Raw genomic sequence first — 17,773 nt, forward strand, 5'->3', positions numbered from 1 at the left:
GGGTGTGTTGGTGCACTTCGTCTGGGGGGTGCGGCGGGGCTGGGGCCCGGGGCCGCGGGCCGGCCCGGGGGGGTGCTGGAAGGATTTTGGGGCGGAAGTCGCATGCGACTTCCGCCCCTACTGATGGGAGCGCCGGGCTCGGATCGAACGAACCCCTCCCGCTGAAAGCGGGCGTGCTACCCGCCCACCTTCCGACCGCCACCCCCGCACTCGTCGTACCGTCACCGTCCCCTTACGCTCTGGCAAGTCGCCGCAGGGCCTGGCGCCGTCAGCGGCAGGCCTCGTCGGCGGGCCGCAGGACGAGCACGGAGGAGGGAACGGGAGCGTGAGCGCGAGGACGGCGAGTGTGTTCCGGGGCGAGGACGTGCCCGCGAAGGAACGGTTCGACTGCTGGCGGGAGCTGATCGGACGGACCCGGGACAGCGAGATGACCAGCGCTCATGCCGACGACTTCACGGCGGAGATGCGGCGCCTGGAGCTGGGGCCGGTGACCCTCCTCAGATCGTCGTTCCCGCCCGCGCGGTTCCGGCGCACCGCCGGCAGGGTGCGGCGCTCGGACCCCGGGGTGTACCACCTGACCATGGTCCTCGACGGGGGCCTGTCGCTGACGCACGGCGACCGCGACCGGACGGCCGTGTTCGGCCCGGGCGAGCTGTACGTGCTCGACAGCTCGCAGCCGTACGACGTGCGGGGCCTCGGCGCACGCGCCGTCGACCGGGGCCCCCGCCGGGTCGAAGCGGTGGGCGTCGACTTCCCCGTGTCCGCGCTGCCGCTGCCGCCCCACCGCCTGCGCGCCCTGATGGGGCGGGCGTTCTCCGGACGGGAGGGCACCAGCGCGCTGCTCACCGAGTTCATCGTCGGCCTGGACCGGCAGGCCGCCGCCCTGGGACCGGCCGAGGCGCCCCGGCTGGGCACGGTCGTGGTCGACCTGGTGGCCGCCTGGCTGGCCCGGGAACTCGACGCCGAGGCGGCCGTGCCGGACGACACCCGGCAGCGGGCCCTGCTGGAGAGCGTACGGACGTTCATCCTGCGCAACCTGCACGACCCCGAGCTGTCCCCGCCCGTGATCGCCGCCGCGCACCACATCTCCGTCAGCTACCTGCACCGCCTCTTCACCCAGCAGTCGCAGGGCGAGACGGTCGCCGCCTGGATCCGCCGCCAGCGGCTGGACAAGGCCCGCCGCGACCTGACGGACCCGGCCCTGCGCGCCGTGCCCGTCCACGCCCTCGCCGCCCGCTGGGGCATCCCCCGCGCCTCCGACTTCAGCCGCGCTTTCCGGGCCGCGTACGGACTCCCGCCCGGCGAGCACCGCCGCCAGGCGCTGTCCGAGCACACCGGCGGCGGAGGCGCCGGAGAGTAGACGCAGCGCCAAGGGACTGTCGACGCAGTGCCAACTCGGCCGGGCCGCGCCCTGGCATCCTCCACGAGGAGACGAACCGGCGGCCCGGCACGCCACGGGGGAGCGTGCCGGGCCGCCGGTCGTGCCGTGCTGTGCTGTGCCGGGCTGTGCCGTGGTGCGCCGTGCCGGGGGGCTGGGGGGCGGGGTCAGCCGCCCTGGGCCGGCGGCCGGGTGGCGGGCGGCTTCGCTCCGGCGTCCTCCCTGGCCCAGGCGCCGACGCCGAGGCGGCCGGTGGTGCCCAGGTCGAGTTCCGGGGTGACCATCACGGGGGCCGCGTCCGGGGTGGCGCGGACCCGGACGTAGGGGACGTTCACCGGGGCGCCGTCCCCGGTGGTGTTGCGCCACACCAGGGTGGCGCGGGCGCCCTCGCCCGGGCGCAGCGCGATCTTCTGCGGCGGGTTGTCGGCGCCGGTGCCGGTGGCGATCTCGGCGCCGCCGGAGAGCAGCCGGACCCCGTCGACGGGGTGGTGCTCGGGGTCGAGCAGTTGCAGCGTGGGGTAGCCGTCGAGGGCCAGTGTGGCGGTGCCGCAGTTGCGCAGGTGCAGGCCAGCGACGCGCAGGCCCATCGCGGCGTCGCCCTCGTCCGCGTACAGGCGCAGGCCGGAGGCCGGGCAGGGGCCGGCGGGCTGCGGGGCTTCGGCGCTGGGCACGCTGCGGACCTTGACGATCTTCACCTGGGAAGCGGCTGCGCCCGGCAGGGCCGGGCCCGGGCCGGACAGGTCGATCCGCCTCTTCTCGGTGGCTCCGGGGGCGAGCGCGGCGACGGTGTGGGTCATGGTGTCCAGGGCGGCTCCGGCGGCCGAGAGCCGGTTGAACACCACGGTGACGTCGGACGGTTCACCGTTCGGGTTGGTCACCTCGTACTCGGCGCAGGCCGGGCTCGCGGCGGTGATCCGCACGCCGTCCCGCGCGAGTCCGGACGGCGCTTGGGCGCCGCCGGCGGGCGCGGGCAGCGGCGCCCCGCAGGGTGCGGCGCCGGCGGAGGCCGCCGGGGTGGCGAACGCCCCGGCCGCGCCGCTCGCTCCGGTCGTCCGGGGGCCGCAGGCGGTGAGCAGGGCGGCGGCGGCCACGGCGAGGGTGACGGCCGCGGCGGGCCGACGGGCCGACGGCGGCGGGGTGGGCTTCTCGGACTCGCGCATCGGCCGAGTCGATCACGCTTCGCCCTCGAACGGCTGTGAGCCGGGCCACTCCCCCTGCAACAGGTCGGCAATGGTCCGGGGTGCCGGGTGTGCGGCGCGGCGACCGGCCGTATCAAACGGTTCATCAGCCCACGTGTCTGGCAGGGCAGTTCACACACGGGCGGCCCCGGCTCCCCCCAGGAGTGTTCCGGGGGGCCGGGGCCGGGGCCGTCGGGCGTCAGGCGTCGGGCGTCAGGCGTCAGGCGTCAGGAGCGGGCGTCGATCTTGCCCTGGAGGGCGATGAGCAGGTCCTTGAGGATGCCGATGGTGACCTCGTCGGTCAGCTCGCCCTGGTCGTCGAAGCGCTCGTGGGAGCGGAAGGCGACCAGCTCGGGCTTGACCACCACGTCGCTGTCGGTCCAGACGAAGACCTGACGGAGCGCGAGCTGGGCGCGGACCGAGCCGAAGTTGGTCGGCGCGGCGCCCATGATCGCGGTGGGCTTGCGGTGCAGCGGCAGGCCCTCGGTCTTGGTCCAGTCGGTGCTCAGCCAGTCCAGGGCGTTCTTCAGGACGCCGGGGATGGAGTAGTTGAACTCCGGGGTGGCGATGAGCAGGCCGTCGGCCTCGGTGACCTTGCGGCGCAGCTCCTCGACGACGGCCGGGCGCTTGCCGGGGTGGTCGAGGTCGTAGTCGTACGGCGGGATCTCGCGCAGGCCGTCGTAGATCTCGATCTCCATGCCGGCCGGGTTGAACGTGCGGGCGGCGCGCAGCAGCTGGGTGTTGTGCGAGTCGGCGCGCAGCGAGCCGGAGATGGCGAAGACCTTGGACGCGCTCATGACGTGCTCCTTGCGATGGGTACGGGTGTGACCGGCAGGCCGAACTCGTCGGCGTTCGCTGGTGGGCGGCTGCCGCTCGTCGTCGTCCCGACGCCGAGAAATCTAAACGGTTCAGTTCAGTGCGTCAACCAGACGGTTCAGTCTTTTGCGGTGAACTGAATCGTATGGTTCAGTCCGGGCGGCGCGGCGCGCGCATGGACTTGTACCGGACAGTTCAGTTCTTATACTGATCAGTACCGTTTCCCCCGCCCTCCGCAGACCCCTCCGAGGAGCACCCGATGGCCGCCGACACCGCAGGGCCCACCGACGAGTTCGGCCTGCCGATCATCCCGGGCCCCGCCGACGCCGCCCAGCGGCGCCGACGGGCGATCATCGACGCCGCCCTGGCCGAGTTCCTCAAGGAGGGCTACTCCGCCGCCTCGATGGACGCCATCACCGCACGCTCCGGTGTCTCCAAGGCCACCATCTACAAGCACTTCGGCAACAAGGAACGGCTCTTCCTCGCGGTGATCGGCGGCTTCCTGCCCACCACCTACGAGGGCCTCAAGCCCCACAACTCCACCATCGCCGAAGCCGCCGACCTGCGCTCCGCACTGATCACGCTCACCCACGACTGGGCCCGCATCGTGCTGCGCCCCGACATCATGTCCCTGCGCCGCCTGGTGATCGGCGAGATCGACCGCTTCCCGCAGCTGGGCCGGCTCTGGTACCAGGTCAGCTACGAGATGAACAACGCCCCGCTGGTCGAGGCCCTCACCGAACTGGACCGGCGCGGCCTGCTCGCCGTCCCGGACCCGAAGCTCGCGGTGCAGCAACTGGTGGCCTGCACGGTGGGCGTGCTGCAGCTGGTGCACACCTTCAGCCCCGGGGCCGGGCCGGACGAGGCGGAGACGTGGCGGACGATCAGCTCCGGCGTCGACCTGTTCCTGGCCGAGTACGCGAAGCGCTGACCCGGCGGCCGCCCGGCGACGCGTCACAGGCGGCCGGCGTCACAGGCGGTCGGTGTCACAGGCGGTCGGTGTCACAGGCGGTCGGTGTCAGAGACGGTCGGCGTCACGGCCACTCAGAGGCGGTCGGCGTCCAGGACGGCCCGGGCGAAGGCGTCGGGCGCCTCCTGGGGCAGGTTGTGGCCGACGTCCGCGAGGGTGCGGTGCAGGTAGGGGCCGGTGAAGTACGGGCGGTAGCCGGAGCCGTCGCCGGGGGCGGTGAAGGGGTCCCGCCCGGGGTCGAGGGTGACGGTGGGGACGGCGATGCGCGGCCGCGCGGCGAGCCGCTGCTCCACGCGGTCGTAGCGGTGCTCGCCGTCGGCCAAGCCCAGGCGCCAGCGGTAGTTGTGGATGACGATCGCCGGGTAGTCGGGGTTGTCGAAGGCGGCGGCGGTGCGGGCGAAGACGGCGTCGTCGAAGGCCCAGGTCGGGGAGACGCTCTCCCAGACGAGGCGGCACAGGTCGCGCCGCTTGTCCCGGTCCTCCATGGCCTGGCGCCCGCGCTCGGTGGCGAAGTAGAACTGGTACCACCAGGTGTGCTCGGCGGCGGCCGCCAGCGGCTCCTTCTGCTTCTCCACGTCGGTGATCAGGTACCCGCTGACCGACACCAGCGCCTTGACCCGCTCGGGCCACAGCGCGGCGATGATGTCGGCGGTGCGCGAGCCCCAGTCGAAACCGGCCAGCACCGCCCGGCCGATCCCCAGCGCGTCCATCAGGGCGACGATGTCCAGCGCGACCGCCGCCTGCTGCGCGTTGCGCGGCGTACGGGCGGACAGGAACCGCGTCGAGCCGTGCCCGCGCAGGTAGGGGACGATGACGCGGTAGCCCTGCGCGGCGAGCAGCGGGGCGACGTCGACGTAGCTGTGGATGTCGTACGGCCAGCCGTGCAGGCAGATGACCACGGGGCCGTCCGCCGGGCCGTCCTCGGCGTAGCCGATGTCCAGCACTCCGGCGCGGACCTGCGCCAGCCGGGCGAACCCGGTCCGCCCGGCGGCGGCGCCGCCCGGCACGGCCTCCAGTACGGGGGCCGCCGGTGCGGCCTCCGCGACCTGGGACAGGGCGGCCAGGGACAGGGCGCTCGCGCCCGCCCCCAGCCCGACGGCCTTGGTGAAGGTGCGCCTGTCGATCATGCTCGTTTCCTCCGTCGCGCGGTGGCGTCAGCCGATGCCACCGCGGACCGGCGGCCGGCACCACCCACTGTGGCCCGCGAAACGGTCAAGCACATCAGTCACTTGACTCTCAGTCACCGACCGACGCCACCGTCACCGGCCGCGGTCACCGACCTGAGCCGCCGGCCGCAGCCACCGGCTATGACCGGTAGCGGTAGCGGATGCGGCCGCGGGTGAGGTCGTAGGGGCTGAGCTCCACGAGGACCCGGTCGTGCGGGAGGATCTTGATGTGGTTCTTGCGGACCTTGCCGCTGATGTGGGCGAGCACGATGTGCCCGTTGGGCAGTTCTACCCTGAAGGTGGCGTTGCGCAGGCACTCGGTGACGGTGCCTTCGACTTCGATGCCGTCTGCGGTCTTGCTCATGGCTCTCACCTCTCCGTTCGGTGTTGGGGTGTCAATGGCTTCGGTGGCGGGCGAGTTCGAGGGTGCTGCCGGCGCGGCGGGCGCCGATGCCCTCGAAGAGGGCGGTGGCGGCCGTGTTGGACTCCGTCACCTCGGCCCAGGCCGAGGTGACGCCGTCGCGGTGCAGCGATTCCAGTGCGTGGGCCAGCAGCGCCCGGGCGATGCCGCGGCGCTGGTGGTCGGCGCGGACGGCGAGCAGCCCGATCCGCGGCCGGCGCAGCGGCGCGATCCGGAGCAGCCCGACGTAGCGGCCGTCCTGCCGTGCCACCGCGTACTTGGCGGGGTCGACCACGGTGCTGCACGCCGGCCGGGGCAGCACCTGGGCCGGCATCGCCGGCCAGCCGATGCCGGCCTCGACCTCCTCGTGGATGACGCGGTCCAGGGCGCGCAGCGGATCCTCCTGCGCCTCGCCGGCGGGCACGATCGTCACGCCCGCCGGGGGCCGGACCGGGCCGAGCCCGGTGGCCTGCGGGTCGGTGGGCAGGAGGTAGCACCACTCGCGGCGTACGGTCGTGAAGCCGGCCCGCTGCCAGGCGGCCGTGGTGTCGTGGTCGGCCCCGTCGGTGACGGTGTGCAGCGGTTCCGGCAGGTCGGCCGACATCGCGGCGGCGATGCGGTCGAAGACCGCGCCCTGCCATGCGTCGACGCTGACGAAGAGCCGGCCGTCCGGCCGGCGTGAGGCGTCGCCGTGGCCGACCACGCGGTCGTCCTCCACGGCGTGCCACTGGGTGTCCGAGATCCGCGTGACCGCGAGCGCGTGGTCGTCGGTGGCGGGGGTGTCGGGGGTGGGGTGCGAAGTGTTCATGGTGTTGCCCTTCGGGAGTGCCTGGTCTGAGGCGCTCCCGGGCGACACCTGTGTCAATCGCCCGCCGTGGCGGAAAGGGGGAGCACCCACACGGATACAGCCTTCATGGGTGACACCTCCTCGCGTTTTTCTCACGGCTGCGCAGACCGTAGCAGTCGGCGGTGTGCCCGGCCAACCGGTTTACGGGCGGCGGCGGTGCGGCGGCGGTACGGCGGCCCGCGCGGGGACGCCGACCGGGTGCCACGTCCGGGCCGCGGGCCTTGCGCCGCCGGGTCACCGCGGCCAACGTCCCGCAGGGTGAGACGCCTTGTCCCACCCCGGCGGGTTTCTGCCAGCATGCGGGGCATGCAGCAGCAGCTGATTACCAGCGGCAGCGTGCCGGCACCGCGCCGGGAGGAGTGACCCTCCCCCGGCCCACCGCCCGCACGCAGACCTCTCGCACTCCGCGAGGGGTCTTTCTGCTTTCCGGCCCGCCCGTCCCATCCACCGACAGGACCGCCGCCATGGAACACGCCCGGCTCACCGTCACGCTGCGCCCCACCGCCGGGACGCTCGCACGGCTCGCCTCCACGCTCAACAACCACCGGGTCCTGGACCTCGCCTTCAGCACCGTGGCGCCGGCCTCGGCCCGGGCGGTCGTCCGTGTGCCGCGGCGCGAGGCCGTACGGGTCCAGCAGAAGCTGCGCAGGATGGTCGACGTGCTCGACGTGGCCCTGGAGCCGGCCGGCCCCGACGGCGGCGCGGCCTCCCGGGTCCCGGCCCCTCAGGTCCCCGCCGCAGCGGCCGCCGGGTAGCCGACCCCGCCGCCGGTGTCGCGCATCCGCTCCCCCGGCAAGCCGGTTGGGACCGGCAAGCCCGTCGGGCCAGGCACGCGCGTGGGGCCCGACGCGCGGAAGGCGGGTCAGTAGCGCAGGGCGGCGGCGATCCGGTCGCTGTCGGCGAGGGTGCCGTCGGGGACGAAGCTGACCCGGGCGCCGGTGTCGAGGCCGCGCTCGATGACCTCGTCGACGATGTCCTCGCGGACGCCGGCCTGGCCGGCCTCGGCGGGGACGAGGTGCTCGCCGTCGTCGCGGACGGTGGCGCGGTAGTTCTCCTCGACCACCAGCAGGTCGATCCGGCCCTCGCCGGCGGCCCGCCAGACCTCGTCCAGGCCGGCGGCGAAGCCCTGGCGGCCGCGGGCCTTGTCGAGCAGGGCGAGGGCGTCGGCGACCTCGCGCTCGGCGCGGGCGCGCACGGCGGGCTCGACCACCCGGCGGACGGTCTCGGCGTCGGCCTGGGCGAGGCCGCCGTGCGGGATCTGCGCGGTGGCCTGCTGGGCGATGGGGCCGACGGTGTCCAGCAGGGCGAGCGCGGCGGCCTCGCCGACCACGTACAGCGGGCGGGCGTAGGCGGCGAGCAGTTTGCCGATCCCGACGTCGGCCTGGCGCAGGAAGGTCTTGGTCTCCTCGTCGCGGAAGGTGCTGGGCGTGTCGCCGATCTGCTCCTGCCGTTCGGGGTCGGGGTTGTCGTGGACGCGCACCAGCGGGAAGCCGTTGCCGGTCTCCTCGGCGACCCGCTCCTGGGTGCCGCCCCACAGCGCCACCCGGTCGGCGGCGATCGCGACCACCCAGTGGGGGCGTTCGGCGGCGTGCGCGGCGACCAGGTTGCGGGTGAGGAAGGTGTCGGACAGGACCACCCGGGCGGGGGCGGTGCGCCCGAGTGACCAGATCCGGTGCTCGCCGGGCGCGGCGAGGATCGCCAGGCCGTCCTCGGCGTGCACCAGGTCGACTTCGCTCAGGGCCCGGTCGAGCTGCTCCAGGACGTCGATCCGCTCGGCGCGGGAGACCGCGGGGTCGGCCTGGACCTTCTCCTTCGCTTCGGCCAGCAGGTTGCGCAGCCGGACCGGGTCCTGCGTCTTGTCCGGTTCCCGGCGGTGGGTGGGCATCAGGATCGACACCGCCGGGTAGGGCCGGGGCCGGCGCAGCTCGGCGAGGACGGCGGGGCTGAGGGCGGGGTGCATGGAGACCCTTTCCGAAGGCGGTTCGGCCTTCTGTGCGTGGACGCGCGAAGCCTGGCGCTGCTCCCGATCGCCCTCAATGTACCGATGTGCGGCTTTTACGGCGCGCGCCAGTGGTCTGGACCACTGGCCGGACGGTCACGGCGCGTGCACCCTACTCGCGATTGCACTTATTGCGCGTGTGCAACTATTGTCGAAGCACGCTAGCCGCCCACTCAAGCAATCACAGAAGGGTTCGGGCCTTTGCCTCTCGCTCTCCTCGCCCTGGCCATCGGCGCATTCGGGATCGGGACCACCGAGTTCGTGATCATGGGCCTGCTGCCCCGGATCGCCGGCGACTACGGCGTCTCCATCCCCCACGCGGGCCTGCTGGTCACCGGCTACGCCCTCGGCGTCGTCATCGGCGCGCCGCTGATGACCGCCCTCGGTACCAGGATCAACCGCAAGACGATGCTGATGCTGCTGATGGGCCTGTTCGTGGTCGGCAACCTGCTCTCCGCGTTCGCGCCGAGCTTCCCGCTGATGCTGGCCGGCCGCATCGTGACCTCGCTGGCCCACGGCGCCTTCTTCGGCATCGGCTCCGTCGTCGCCGCCGACCTGGTCGCCCCCGAGAAGAAGGCCGGCGCCATCGCCACCATGTTCACCGGGCTGACCGTCGCCAACATCGTCGGCGTGCCGCTGGGCACCTTCATCGGCCAGGCCGTCGGCTGGCGCACCACCTTCGGCGTCGTCGCCGCGCTCGGCGTGGTCGGCCTGCTCGGCATCGCCAGGCTGGTGCCCGCGATGCCGCGCCCCGAGGGCGCCCACCTGCGCCGCGAGCTGACCGCCTTCCGCAACCCGCAGGTGCTGCTCGCGATGGCGATGACCGTGCTCGGCTTCGGCGGGGTCTTCGCCGCGATCACCTACATCGCCCCGATGATGACCCAGGTCGCCGGCTACTCCGACGGCGCGGTCACCTGGCTGCTGGTGCTGCTCGGCGTCGGCATGTTCCTCGGCAACCTGCTCGGCGGCAGGTTCGCCGACCGCCGGCTGATGCCGATGCTGTACACCGCCCTCGGCGGCCTGGCCGTCGTCCTGGCGCTGTTCACCCTGACCGCGCACAGCAGGATCCTCGCCGCCGTCACCCTCCTGCTCGTCGGCGCCCTCGGCTTCGCCACCGTCCCCCCGCTGCAGAAGCGGGTGCTGGACCAGGCCCACGGCGCGCCCACCCTGGCCTCGGCCGTCAACATCGGGGCGTTCAACCTCGGCAACGCGCTGGCCGCCTGGCTCGGCGGGATCGTCATCACCGCCGGCCTCGGCTACACCGCCCCGAACTGGGTCGGCGCCGCCCTCGCCGCCGCCGCGCTCGTCCTCGCCCTCTGGTCCGCCGCCCTGGAACGCCGCGACCAGGCCCGCGCCGCCACGGCCGCCGCCCCCGAGCAGGACCGCTCCTTCGCCGGCGCCGCACCGGCGCAGCTCGGCTGACGCCCCGTCCACCGGGGCCGCCCGCGCCGCCGCCTCACCCGTACCGGGCAATTTCCGCCGCGTCCCGCGGCCGGTCGCGCGCGGGCGGCCCCCGGATGTGGCAGGCAGGAGGGCGGCGGCCCCGCCCGTGACGGGCGCACGGGCCGCCGTTTCCCTGCGACCGAACGGAGCCCCCATGCGCCGACGCCGCGGCGTCCTGCTGACCGCCGCCCTCCTGGCCCAGCTCGCCGCCGGACCCTCCCACGCGGCGGCCGCCGCCCCCGCCGGGTGGGAGACCGTCGACCAGTGCGGGGTGGTCCGCAGCGGCGACACCCCGCTCGGCGGCGCCGAGGTGACGCTCTACCAGGCCGGGGACGGCGAGGGCGCCGCGCCACGGGTGCTGGCCCGCACCCGCAGCGCCGAGGACGGGCGCTTCACCCTCGACTACCGCCGCCCGCACGACCCGCGCGCCGTGCTGTACGTGCTCGCCGGCCTCGGGCACCCGGGGGAACGCACCGCGCAGGACGGGGCCGCGCTGGAGGGGGCGCCGCAGGACGGGCCGGCCGTGCTCGCCGCCGTGCTCAGCGGGGCCGACGCCCCACCCGAACTCGTCGTCAACGAGCGCACCACCGTCGCCGTCGCCTACGCCCTGGCCCGCTTCACCGGCCCGGCCGGCGTCTCCGGCCCCCGCCCCGGGCTGCCGAACGCCGCCGCCGTCGCCCACAATCTGGCCGACACCGGCACCGGCGACATCGCCGCCCCCCTCGCCACCGCGCCCAACGGCGCCCTCACCTCGACCATGGCCGAGTTCAACACCCTGGCCAACCTGCTCGCCGCGTGCGTCACCGGCGACGCCTGCGAGCAGCTGTTCGACCTGGCCCGCCGTCCCGGCCACGACCGGCCGCGCGACACCCTGCGGGCCGCCGTGGACATCGCCCACGACCCCGGCCACAACGCCGCCGCCCTCTTCGCCCTCGCCGACACCACCCCCCGCTACCGGCCCGCCCTGCCCGCCGCCCCCGACGCCTGGACCCTCGCCCTGCGCTACGACGGCAACGGCCACGAGCTCGACGGCCCCGGCAACCTCGCCTTCGACGCCGACGGCAACGCCTGGGTCACCAACAACTACCGCTACGGCGCCGACCCCGCCGTCCCGGTCTGCGGCGGCCGCACCGTCCTCACGTTCACCCCCACCGGCCGGGACGCCCCCGGCGCGCCCCACCGCGGCGGCGGCCTGTACGGCGCCGGCTTCGGCATCACCGTCGACGCCAGGGGCAGCGCCTGGGTCGGCAACTTCGGCTTCCAGGGCCGCGGCTGCCCCGTCGACCCGACCCCGCTGGAGCGCAGCGTCTCCCAGTTCGCCCCCGACGGCGCCCCGCTCTCCCCGCCCGAAGGATGGCGCACCGGCGGCATCGCCCAGCCGCAGGGCATGGCCGCCGACCGGGCCGGCACCGTCTGGGTCGCCAACTGCGGCGGCGACAGCGTGACCCGGATCCCGGACGGTGACGCCACCCGCGCCCGGGAGGTGCCCACCCCCGCGCTGAGCAAGCCCTTCGGCGCCGCCGTCGACCCCGCCGGGCGGCTGTGGGTCAGCGGCAACGGCAACGACAGCGTCCAGGTCCTGGCCCCCGACGGCACCCCGGAGCGGACCGTCACCGGCGGCGGCCTGCGCCGCCCGCTCGCCGTCGCCACCGACAGCAAGGGCTACGCCTGGGTCAGCAACAGCGGCATCCTGCCGGTCCCCTGCGCGGACACCACCGCGGACGACTTCGCCGACGCCGTCGCCGCCGAGGCCGGCCCGCGCCCGGGCGCCTCGGTCACCCTGATCGGGCCCGACGGCACCCCGGCCCCCGAACCCTTCACGGGCGGCGGACTGTTCCTGCCCTGGGGCGTCGCCGTCGACGGGGACGACACCGTCTGGGTCGCCAACTTCGGCGGCCACCGCGTCGCCCGCCTGTGCGGCACCGACCTCACCGCCTGCCCGCCCGGCTACCGCACCGGACAGCCCCTCTCCCCGCCCGACACCGGCTACCCGAGCGACGGGCTGGAGCGCAACACCGGCCTGCAGATCGACCCCTCGGGCAACGTCTGGCTGGCCAACAACTGGCGCACCGTCCCCGTCCGGACCAACCCCGGCGGCCACGAACTGGTCGTCCTGATCGGCGCCGCCGCCCCCGTCACCACGCCCCTGCTCGGCGGCCCCGCCCGGCCCTGACAGCCCCTGACAGCCCCTGACCGTCGGCCCCGGCGACCGCGCCGGGGCCGACGGGACGACTACCCGCCGGTACCCGGGGGCGGTCCGGCCCCGCCGGGAACACTGCGCCGATCCGGCGCACCAGCGCGCAGCAGACCCGGGAGCCGTCCATGCCGCTGTCCGCCCGCCCCGTCCCCTCGGCCGCCGAGCGCCCGACCAGGCGGGCGGCGCTGCGCCGCCTGGGCGAGTGGTGCGCGCGCCACTCACTGATCGTCATCGTCCTGTGGATCGTCGCCCTGGCCGGCATCCAGGCCGCCAACAAGACGGTCGGCGGCACCTACTCGGACGACTTCTCGCTGCCCGGCACCCAGGCGCAGCAGGGCCGCGACGTCCTGCAGGCGCACGAGCCGGCCGCCGCGGGCACCAGCTCCCAGGTGGTGCTGCACGACGCCGCGCAGCTGACCGGCTTCCAGCCGCAGATCGCCCAGGCCCTCGCCTCGCTGCAGCAGCTGCCGCACGTGATCTCGGTGCAGAGCCCGCTGCCGCCGCCGGGGCAGCCGGTGGCGCCGGGCGGTCCGCTGGCCGCCGACGGGCGGGGTGGAGGCGAACCCCTGGCCCTACCTGGTGGCCGGGCTGGTCGTGCTGGGGGTGCTATCGATCCCGCTGTTCTCCATCCCCTGTGAATGTTCTGATACCCGGCCATAAATGAACTGTAGTTAGTACAGTGATTGTCGTGCAGCTTCGGTACAGCTTCCGCTTGTACCCGAACGGGCCTCAGCGTGCTGCGCTGGCAAGGGCGTTCGGGTGCGCGCGGGTGGTGTTCAACGACGCCCTTCGGGCTCGTGAGACAGCCCGTGCGGACGGGTTGCCATACCCGACGATCGGCGACCTGTCGAAGCTGCTGATCACCGAAGCGAAGAGGACCCCCGAGCGCGCATGGCTCGGCGGGGTGTCGGCGGTCGTCCTGCAACAGTCCCTCCGGGACCTGGAGACCGCGTACTCCAACTTCTTCGCCGGCCTCAAAGGCACCCGCGAGGGCCCGAAGCCCGGCGCGCCCCGCTTCAAGTCCAAGCGGGACACGCGTCAGTCGGTCCGGTTCACCGCGAACGCCCGGTGGAAGATCACGCCGGGCGGTGACCTGTCCTTGCCGAAGATCGGCGATGTGCGGGTGAAGTGGTCCCGCGCACTGCCGTCGGTGCCGTCCACGGTGACTGTGGTCAGGGACAGCGCGGGCCGGTACTTCGCGTCCTTCGTAATCGAGACCGATCCGGCCTCCGACCTCGGGCGCATGCTTGAGACAGACGGGCGCATCGGGATCGACCTCGGCCTGACCCACTTCGCCGTCCTCTCGGACGGCCGGAAGATCGACAGCCCCCGTTTCCTACGCCGGGCCGAGAAGCGCCTCAAGAAGGCACAGCGGGATCTCTCCCGTAAGGAGAAGGGCAGCAAGAACCGGGACAAGGCTCGTGCCAAGGTCGCCCGCGCGCACGCACGGGTGGCCGACGCCCGGCGCGATTTCCACCACCAGCTCTCAACGAAGATCATCCGCGAGAACCAAGCGGTTGCCGTTGAGGACCTGGCAGTCAACGGACTCGCCCGGACCAGGCTCGCCAAGTCCGTCCACGACGCCGGATGGTCGGCGTTCGTCACGATGCTGGAGTACAAGGCCACCCGGTACGGGCGCACCTTCATCCGCATCGGCCGTTTCGAACCGACCTCGCAGGTCTGCTCGAACTGCGGCGTCCAGGACGGCCCCAAGCCCCTGGGCGTCCGTGTCTGGCAGTGCCGGGCATGCGGCGTATGGCTCGACCGGGACATCAACGCCGCCGTCAACACAGCCAAGGCCGCCGGACTGGCGGTGACAGCCTGTCGAGCGCAGGTAAGACCGGGACCTGTCCCGGCACAGCGCGAAGAAGCAGGAACCCACCGAGACGGTCAGACGACCGTGGCAGGAATCCCCCGACTCTAGCCGGGGGAGCGGAAGTCAAGTGCCGATGATGATGTTCGCGATCGTCTTCGGGCTGAGCATGGACTACGAGATCTTCCTGCTCTCGCGGGTGCACGAGGCCTGGCTGCGCACCGGGCGCAGCCAGGACGCGGTGGCGCACGCGTTGGAGATCACGGCCCGGGTGATCTCCTGCGCCGCGCTGATCATGGTCAGCGTGTTCGCGGCGTTCATCGTCAGCGACAACATCGTGATCAAGATGATGGGGCTGGGCCTGTCCGTGAGCGTGCTGGTGGACGCCACGATCGTGCGGCTGCTGCTGGTCCCGGCGGTGATGACCCTGCTGGGCGCGGCGGCCTGGTGGACGCCGCGTTTCCTGGACCGGATCCTGCCGCACATCGACACCGAGGGCGAGGGCGAGCAGGCGTAGGGCGCCCGGGGCGGTCAGGGGCGGGTGGCGGTGACCAGCCAGGCGGCGGTGCGCAGCCGTACGCCGTCGGGTCGTTCGTAGGGGGCGAGGGCGGTGGTGAGGGCGGCGCGGAGGCGGTCGGTGCCGGTGGGGGTGTCGGTGTCGCCCGGGTGGGTCCGGTCGAGTTGTTCGGCCAGGTCGCGGGCGGGGCCGGAGCCGAGGAGGTGGTCGGCGGCGTCGGCGGTGTCGCGGCCGAAGTGTCCGTGGGCCTCGGCGGGTTCGGTGCGGATGTCGGTGAGGGCGGCGGCGCCGAGGACGCGGTGGATCTCGGCGGGGTCGGCGAGGGAGAACATGCCGGGGCCGGCGGGCGGGGCGTCCTGCTGCTTCGGGAGCGGGAGGGCGGCGCGCGTCTCGTCGAGGACCCGGACCCATTCGGTGCGGGCGGGGTCGGCCACGCAGACGAAGGCGAGGCGGCCGCCGGGGCGCAGGGCGCGGGCGATGTTGGCGAAGGCGGCGACGGGGTCTTCGAAGAACATGATCCCGAAGCGGCTGATCGCGACGTCGAAGGCGGCGGTGGGCAGGGGGTGGATCTGGGCGTCGCCCTGTTCGAAGGCGATCCGGCCGGAGGGGGTGTGGTCCGGGTCCTGGTCGGCGGTCAGGGCGCGGGCGCGGGCCAGCATCGGGGCGGAGAGGTCGAGGCCGAGGACGGAGCCGTGGGTGGCGGCTCGGGCGGCGCGGCGGGTGGTGTGGCCGGCGCCGCAGCCGATGTCGAGGACGCGGTCGGCGGGGGTGATCGCGGCGGCGGCCAGGAGCAGCGGGTCGAAGCCTTCGTTGACGGCGTCCCAGCGGTCGTGGTGGTCGCTCCAGTGCTGGCCTTCGTCGCCGTTCCAGGCGTGGGACTGGGCGGTGTTGACGGGTGTGCGCATGGGTTCGCTCCTGTCGGACACTAGTATGGGCGATCGCCCATAGCAAGGTATGGGCACTCGCCCATACTGTGCAAGACCCGTTCCGGAGGACCTGGATGTCACCACGCGGCGTAGCGATCCCCGACGTGCGGGAACGGCTGTTCGCGGCGGCCGAGCGCGTGCTCGCCCGCGAGGGGCCGGCCGGGCTGACCAACCGGTCCGTCACCGAGGAGGCCGACTGCGCGAAGGGGCTGCTGTACAACCACTTCGCCGACCTGGACGACTTCATGGCCCAGCTCGTCCTGGACCGCTTCGAGCGGATCGCCGCCGAGGTCGCCCCGCTGCCCGGGCGGGCGGGCAGCGGGGAGGTGCGGGAGAACCTGACCGGCGCCGCGCTCGTCCTGCTCGGCACCACCGGGCCGGTGATCGCGGCGGCCGCGCTCGCCCGGCAGGGCGCCACGCAGCGGGTGCGGCTGGCCTGGGAGGCCGGCGCGCCCGGGCCGGACGCGGTCGAGGGCGCGATCGTCCGCTACCTGGAGGCCGAGCAGCGCCTGGGCCGGGTCCGCGCCGACGCCGACTGCGCGATGCTCGCGCTCGCCCTCGTGGGCACGGTCCACCACCTGCTGATGCACGGGGACCGGTCGGCCGACGGCGCGCAGCTGGTGCGGCGGCTGGTCGACGCGCTGGTCACCGAGGCCTGACCCGACGGCCCGGCCCGCCCTCCCGCCCGGGACGGCCGGGCCGGTCAGGCCGTCAGGTGCAGCTCCACGGCGGCCTGGACGATGTTGGCCTGGTGCTCGGCCTGGCGGGCCACCGGCAGCCAGGCGGGCCGGAAGCGCCGCTGGTAGCGGGCGCACCAGTCCTGTAGGAGAGCGTCGAGGCGGGCGGTGTCGGGGGCCAGGCGGGCCCCGGCCGGGTCGACGACGCGCCGCAGCAGGGCGGCGGCGCGCACCGGGATGCGGTGCGCCCACAGGTCGATGCCGGCCAGTTTCGCCCGGGTCATCAGCCCCGGGCCCAGCAGGCGCCGGCCGAGGGCCCGCGGGTCCCATTCGTCGGCGAGCTGCCGGGAGGCGGTCAGCGGGCTGCGGACGGCCCGGAGCAGGGCGGTGTCCCGGTCGGGCAGGTGGGGCAGGGCGGCGTCCAGCAGGTCGGCGAGCAGGGCGGTGCGGGTGCGCAGCCGGTCGGCACTGGCGGTCAGGCGCTCGGGGGCGTCGTCGGCCGGGCGGGTGTCGCCGAGGCGGTCGCTGGTCCAGGCGGGTACTTCGACGATGACGGTCTCGCCGCCGTGGCGCTGCGGGGCGAACCAGGTGGAGGCCCGGACGCCGCCGGTGTCGCCGGCCCTCTCGGCGCGGTGCGGTGTCAGCATGCCGGTGCTGCTCTCCTGGCGGTCGATGTGGTGGGGCTCCATCAGGAAGACGCCGGGGCCGGACTCGCGCAGCCAGAAGGTGTCGTAGGTGCCGGTCTCGACCGGGATGCCGAGGGCGGCGGCGGAGGTGGCGAACGGGGCGGCGAGGTCGGCCGGGTCGCAGGTGGCCTGGATGAAGGTGCCGCCCACGTCCATGCTGTGCAGGGTGAACTGGAGGGTGGGCCGCAGTTCGTCGATCAGGTCGAGCAGGGCCCGGCTCTCGGGGAGGCGGCCGCCGACCGCCGGGGCCCATTCGGGCTGTTCCTCGGCGGCGGGGCGGAAGTAGCCGGCGAAGTACTCGGGCAGGGTGCGGGCGGTGAGGGCGCCGCGTGCGAGGTGTGCTCCGTCGGGGTCGAGGCAGAGCAGGAAGTTCCAGGTCGCGGCGGTGCGCAGGGCGGGGCGGGCGAGGACCCGGTGGGCGAGTTCCACGGTGCTGGCGCGGCCGGCGAACTCGTCGGCGTGCGCGCCCGCCACGACCAGGACGTTGCGTTCGGCGCGGCCGACCGACAGGAGCGTGAGCGGGCGGCCGGCCCGGGAGGTGCCGACGGTGCGCACCCGGCAGAGGTCGGGTCGCAGGGCGGCCAACCGGTGGGCGGTGGCGGCGAGTTCGGCGAGCGTGGGACAGCGGTCGTGGAGCAGTACCGCCTTGCCCGCGCCGGTCGATGTGTCGGTCAGCATCCGGCCCCCTGTGGTCGTCTCCCCGGGCTCGGAGCGTACGACGGACGGGGGCGCGGCGGGAGTTGTCCGCACGACCCTTGAG

General features: G+C 74.2%; 16 protein-coding genes and 1 pseudogene. 9 read left to right on the forward strand and 8 right to left on the reverse strand.

Going from position 1 to position 17,773, the window contains the following annotated elements:
* Positions 1-325: 325 nt before the first annotated feature.
* Positions 326-1,360, forward strand: a complete 1,035-nt coding sequence (locus ACIBEC_RS28135; RefSeq protein ID WP_360497426.1) for a helix-turn-helix domain-containing protein — start codon at positions 326-328, stop codon at positions 1,358-1,360.
* Positions 1,361-1,545: 185 nt separating this feature from the next.
* Here the strand turns inward: ACIBEC_RS28135 and ACIBEC_RS28140 are convergent, their stop codons facing one another.
* Together ACIBEC_RS28140 and ACIBEC_RS28145 are read right to left on the reverse strand one after the other, a co-directional pair.
* On the reverse strand, positions 1,546-2,538 hold the full coding sequence (locus ACIBEC_RS28140; protein ID WP_360497429.1) for a DUF4232 domain-containing protein: 993 nt from the start codon (positions 2,536-2,538) through the stop codon (positions 1,546-1,548).
* Between the two features lie 245 nt (positions 2,539-2,783).
* Positions 2,784-3,353 (reverse strand): NADPH-dependent FMN reductase, encoded by a 570-nt coding sequence (locus ACIBEC_RS28145; protein WP_360497432.1) that lies wholly within the window; start codon positions 3,351-3,353, stop codon positions 2,784-2,786.
* 278 nt (positions 3,354-3,631) lie between these two features.
* On the opposite strand from ACIBEC_RS28145, the gene ACIBEC_RS28150 reads away from it, so the two are divergent.
* A complete protein-coding gene (locus tag ACIBEC_RS28150; protein WP_360497435.1) occupies positions 3,632-4,303 on the forward strand; it encodes a TetR/AcrR family transcriptional regulator in 672 nt (223 codons plus the stop codon).
* A 113-nt stretch (positions 4,304-4,416) separates the two neighbouring features.
* On the opposite strand, the gene ACIBEC_RS28155 is transcribed toward ACIBEC_RS28150, so the two are convergent.
* The 3 genes from ACIBEC_RS28155 to ACIBEC_RS28165 form a co-directional block, all read right to left on the reverse strand.
* Complete coding sequence (locus ACIBEC_RS28155; protein ID WP_360497438.1) at positions 4,417-5,469, reverse strand: alpha/beta hydrolase; 1,053 nt, start codon at positions 5,467-5,469, stop codon at positions 4,417-4,419.
* A 178-nt stretch (positions 5,470-5,647) separates the two neighbouring features.
* Entirely contained in the window at positions 5,648-5,872 is a 225-nt protein-coding gene (gene infA, locus ACIBEC_RS28160; RefSeq protein ID WP_360497441.1) for a translation initiation factor IF-1, read from the reverse strand.
* A 31-nt stretch (positions 5,873-5,903) separates the two neighbouring features.
* Positions 5,904-6,716: a GNAT family N-acetyltransferase gene (locus ACIBEC_RS28165; protein WP_360497444.1), complete on the reverse strand. Its 813-nt coding sequence runs from the start codon at positions 6,714-6,716 to the stop codon at positions 5,904-5,906.
* 503 nt (positions 6,717-7,219) lie between these two features.
* On the opposite strand from ACIBEC_RS28165, the gene ACIBEC_RS28170 reads away from it, so the two are divergent.
* Positions 7,220-7,510 carry a hypothetical protein gene (locus tag ACIBEC_RS28170; RefSeq protein ID WP_360497447.1) on the forward strand — a complete coding sequence of 97 codons (291 nt, stop codon included), beginning with the start codon at positions 7,220-7,222 and terminating at the stop codon, positions 7,508-7,510.
* A gap of 107 nt (positions 7,511-7,617) precedes the next feature.
* Here the strand turns inward: ACIBEC_RS28170 and ACIBEC_RS28175 are convergent, their stop codons facing one another.
* The gene (locus tag ACIBEC_RS28175) at positions 7,618-8,715 is read right to left on the reverse strand and encodes a chemotaxis protein (RefSeq protein ID WP_360497450.1); all 1,098 of its coding nucleotides are present in this window, start codon (positions 8,713-8,715) and stop codon (positions 7,618-7,620) included.
* A 240-nt stretch (positions 8,716-8,955) separates the two neighbouring features.
* On the opposite strand from ACIBEC_RS28175, the gene ACIBEC_RS28180 reads away from it, so the two are divergent.
* From ACIBEC_RS28180 to ACIBEC_RS28200, 5 genes and pseudogenes are all read left to right on the forward strand, one after another.
* The gene (locus ACIBEC_RS28180) at positions 8,956-10,176 is read left to right on the forward strand and encodes an MFS transporter (RefSeq protein WP_360497453.1); all 1,221 of its coding nucleotides are present in this window, start codon (positions 8,956-8,958) and stop codon (positions 10,174-10,176) included.
* A 175-nt stretch (positions 10,177-10,351) separates the two neighbouring features.
* Positions 10,352-12,370 (forward strand): NHL repeat-containing protein, encoded by a 2,019-nt coding sequence (locus ACIBEC_RS28185; protein WP_360497456.1) that lies wholly within the window; start codon positions 10,352-10,354, stop codon positions 12,368-12,370.
* A gap of 149 nt (positions 12,371-12,519) precedes the next feature.
* Complete coding sequence (locus ACIBEC_RS28190) at positions 12,520-13,032, forward strand: hypothetical protein (protein ID WP_360497459.1); 513 nt, start codon at positions 12,520-12,522, stop codon at positions 13,030-13,032.
* A 50-nt stretch (positions 13,033-13,082) separates the two neighbouring features.
* A complete protein-coding gene (locus ACIBEC_RS28195; RefSeq protein WP_360497462.1) occupies positions 13,083-14,318 on the forward strand; it encodes an RNA-guided endonuclease TnpB family protein in 1,236 nt (411 codons plus the stop codon).
* A 13-nt stretch (positions 14,319-14,331) separates the two neighbouring features.
* Positions 14,332-14,715: pseudogene (locus ACIBEC_RS28200) on the forward strand (MMPL family transporter); the annotation flags it as partial.
* Positions 14,716-14,738: 23 nt separating this feature from the next.
* Here the strand turns inward: ACIBEC_RS28200 and ACIBEC_RS28205 are convergent.
* Positions 14,739-15,629 (reverse strand): class I SAM-dependent methyltransferase, encoded by an 891-nt coding sequence (locus ACIBEC_RS28205; RefSeq protein ID WP_360497464.1) that lies wholly within the window; start codon positions 15,627-15,629, stop codon positions 14,739-14,741.
* Positions 15,630-15,724: 95 nt separating this feature from the next.
* Between ACIBEC_RS28205 and ACIBEC_RS28210 the strand changes: the two genes are divergently transcribed.
* The gene (locus ACIBEC_RS28210; RefSeq protein ID WP_360497467.1) at positions 15,725-16,309 is read left to right on the forward strand and encodes a TetR/AcrR family transcriptional regulator; all 585 of its coding nucleotides are present in this window, start codon (positions 15,725-15,727) and stop codon (positions 16,307-16,309) included.
* 44 nt (positions 16,310-16,353) lie between these two features.
* On the opposite strand, the gene ACIBEC_RS28215 is transcribed toward ACIBEC_RS28210, so the two are convergent.
* The gene (locus ACIBEC_RS28215; protein WP_360497470.1) at positions 16,354-17,691 is read right to left on the reverse strand and encodes a M14 family zinc carboxypeptidase; all 1,338 of its coding nucleotides are present in this window, start codon (positions 17,689-17,691) and stop codon (positions 16,354-16,356) included.
* Between the last annotated feature and the right edge of the window lie 82 nt (positions 17,692-17,773).

Source organism: Kitasatospora sp. NPDC051164, assembly GCF_044455625.1.
In the GTDB taxonomy this organism is placed as follows: domain Bacteria; phylum Actinomycetota; class Actinomycetes; order Streptomycetales; family Streptomycetaceae; genus Kitasatospora.

What these genes read in the sequence shown, in the direction of transcription:
- ACIBEC_RS28175 (WP_360497450.1), bottom strand. Translation starts at nt 8,715, where the DNA reads ATGCACCCCGCCCTCAGCCCCGCCGTCCTCGCCGAGCTGCGCCGGCCC.
- ACIBEC_RS28170 (WP_360497447.1), top strand. Translation starts at nt 7,220, where the DNA reads ATGGAACACGCCCGGCTCACCGTCACGCTGCGCCCCACCGCCGGGACG.
- ACIBEC_RS28150 (WP_360497435.1), top strand. Translation starts at nt 3,632, where the DNA reads ATGGCCGCCGACACCGCAGGGCCCACCGACGAGTTCGGCCTGCCGATC.
- ACIBEC_RS28155 (WP_360497438.1), bottom strand. Translation starts at nt 5,469, where the DNA reads ATGATCGACAGGCGCACCTTCACCAAGGCCGTCGGGCTGGGGGCGGGC.
- infA (WP_360497441.1), bottom strand. Translation starts at nt 5,872, where the DNA reads ATGAGCAAGACCGCAGACGGCATCGAAGTCGAAGGCACCGTCACCGAG.
- ACIBEC_RS28210 (WP_360497467.1), top strand. Translation starts at nt 15,725, where the DNA reads ATGTCACCACGCGGCGTAGCGATCCCCGACGTGCGGGAACGGCTGTTC.
- ACIBEC_RS28165 (WP_360497444.1), bottom strand. Translation starts at nt 6,716, where the DNA reads ATGAACACTTCGCACCCCACCCCCGACACCCCCGCCACCGACGACCAC.
- ACIBEC_RS28185 (WP_360497456.1), top strand. Translation starts at nt 10,352, where the DNA reads ATGCGCCGACGCCGCGGCGTCCTGCTGACCGCCGCCCTCCTGGCCCAG.
- ACIBEC_RS28215 (WP_360497470.1), bottom strand. Translation starts at nt 17,691, where the DNA reads ATGCTGACCGACACATCGACCGGCGCGGGCAAGGCGGTACTGCTCCAC.
- ACIBEC_RS28205 (WP_360497464.1), bottom strand. Translation starts at nt 15,629, where the DNA reads ATGCGCACACCCGTCAACACCGCCCAGTCCCACGCCTGGAACGGCGAC.
- ACIBEC_RS28140 (WP_360497429.1), bottom strand. Translation starts at nt 2,538, where the DNA reads ATGCGCGAGTCCGAGAAGCCCACCCCGCCGCCGTCGGCCCGTCGGCCC.
- ACIBEC_RS28145 (WP_360497432.1), bottom strand. Translation starts at nt 3,353, where the DNA reads ATGAGCGCGTCCAAGGTCTTCGCCATCTCCGGCTCGCTGCGCGCCGAC.
- ACIBEC_RS28190 (WP_360497459.1), top strand. Translation starts at nt 12,520, where the DNA reads ATGCCGCTGTCCGCCCGCCCCGTCCCCTCGGCCGCCGAGCGCCCGACC.